The organism is Acinetobacter stercoris (genome assembly GCF_900323515.1).
Lineage (GTDB): Bacteria > Pseudomonadota > Gammaproteobacteria > Pseudomonadales > Moraxellaceae > Acinetobacter > Acinetobacter stercoris.
In genome coordinates, this window is the sequence record NZ_OOGT01000352.1 from 1 (window position 1) to 1,906 (window position 1,906).

Here is a 1,906-nt window from a genome sequence, read left to right on the forward strand (position 1 = left end):
GGCCTATTTGAGTTAATCAAATTACTCTATAAGATAAACTTAAAAATAAAGAACGATTACCATGAAAATCATATCGTAAATTGAATAACAGCAACCTTAGAAACCACCATCTGATAAAGCTAACTTATATATTAAAATAAAGCTTTTAATGTTTATTTATTTTTCTTGAAATAATTTAACGGTAATTTCAAATAACAAATACCATTTTCTTCAGGTTCAGGAAACTGTCCAGCATACATATTAATTTGTATAGCTGGTAAAATCAGCTTAGGCATTGATAAGCTTGCATCACGTTTTTCACGCATACGAACAAACTCAGTCTTTGTGACACCTTCATGTATATGAATATTGGATACTTTCTGAGTCTTGATGTCTGTCAAATATTTATATTCTTTACGTGATTCTGGCAAATAGTCATGACACAAATAAACTCTTGTTTCATCTGAAAGTTCATATAATTTTTGAACAGAATCGTATAATTCACTTGCACTGCCTTTTGGGAAATCACACCGAGCTGTACCATAGTCAGGCATAAATAGTGTATCTCCAACAAATACAGCATCACCAATCACATAGCTCAGGCATGCTGGTGTATGTCCAGGAGTTGGAATATTGTATGCGCGTAATTGTCCAATCTGAAAAACCTCATTATCATCAAACAAATAGTCAAATGTTTGCAGAGCATTAAATTTTTTAATTTCAAAATCATAAATTTCAGAAAAAGTTTTTTGCACAATAGTAATTTTTTTACTCATTGCAATCTTGCCACCAAGTTTTTCTTTTAAATATTGTGAGGCCGTCAGATGATCTGCATGAACATGGGTTTCTAAAATCCATTCTACAGTCAAATTGTTTTCACTAATATATTCAATGATCAAATCAGCATGATGAGTATAAGTTGATGCTGAGGCAGCATCATAATCGAGTACACTATCGATAATTGCGCACTTTAAAGTTACGGGATCAATGACCACGTAACTAAAGGTGTTCGTATATTCATCAAAAAACTCCTGCACAGAGGCTACAGCACACATATCAACTCCCTAAAACTTTTCGATGAATCATCATGCCGATAAACATGGCAATAATAAAATATAACGCATCATAATGACCAAGCCCAATGAGTGTGAGTGCTGGGGCTGGACAAATACCTGCTATTCCCCAACCTATACCAAAAATAAATGCGCCAAGCAGTAGTTTTTTATCAATTTGAGTATTTACAGGCAATTCAATTTTTTCGTTAAATAATGTTTTCGGTTGGCTTATCGCTTTTTGAAATGGAATAAAAGCCACTAAAATTGCCCCTATCATAACAAAGGCAAGACTTGCATCCCATTGCCCCAATACATCAAGAAAACCAATAACCTTCGCTGGATTTGACATTCCAGAGAACATCAGTCCAACTGAAAATACCCCACCAAATATAAAAGCACATAAATTTTTTAACATTTGATTACTCTCTTTATTGCCCGAGTAAATATTTCATAACAAAAACCGTAATAAACCCAGCAAGCATAAAAGTTATGGTTGCTACTATAGATCTCTTTGATAAGCGGCTGATCCCGCAAATACCATGTCCACTAGTACAACCAGAACCCAAACGGGTACCAAATCCGACCAGTAATCCAGCAATAATTAAGCCTATAGAATTGCTCATGATTTCAATCTGAGGAGTAAAAAAAACTCCATATATAAATGGAATAATCATTAAACCCAGTAAAAACCACAAAGCTGGTGTTTTTAAAATTGTTTTAGGATTTAAGGCTTGTGCAATCAAGCCACTTACGCCAGCAATACGACCATTGATATACAAATACCCTACTACTGAGATGCCAAGTAATAAGCCACCTACAAAAGCAAAAAGAAAATCGTGCATTATACTGAGCCCTTAAACAATATATATTTT

General features: G+C 34.1%; 3 protein-coding genes. All 3 read right to left on the minus strand.

Going from position 1 to position 1,906, the window contains the following annotated elements; translation table 11 throughout:
• Window positions 1-152 precede the first annotated feature (152 nt).
• Genes KPC_RS19410 through KPC_RS19420 form a run of 3 tightly spaced genes read right to left on the minus strand, consistent with a single transcriptional unit; the run spans window position 153 to window position 1,876 of the window.
• On the minus strand, window positions 153-1,034 hold the full coding sequence (locus KPC_RS19410) for an MBL fold metallo-hydrolase (RefSeq protein WP_121975947.1): 882 nt from the start codon (window positions 1,032-1,034) through the stop codon (window positions 153-155).
• A 1-nt stretch (window position 1,035) separates the two neighbouring features.
• Window positions 1,036-1,449 carry a DUF6691 family protein gene (locus KPC_RS19415; protein ID WP_121975948.1) on the minus strand — a complete coding sequence of 138 codons (414 nt, stop codon included), beginning with the start codon at window positions 1,447-1,449 and terminating at the stop codon, window positions 1,036-1,038.
• Window positions 1,450-1,462: 13 nt separating this feature from the next.
• Entirely contained in the window at window positions 1,463-1,876 is a 414-nt protein-coding gene (locus KPC_RS19420) for a YeeE/YedE family protein (RefSeq protein ID WP_121975949.1), read from the minus strand.
• Between the last annotated feature and the right edge of the window lie 30 nt (window positions 1,877-1,906).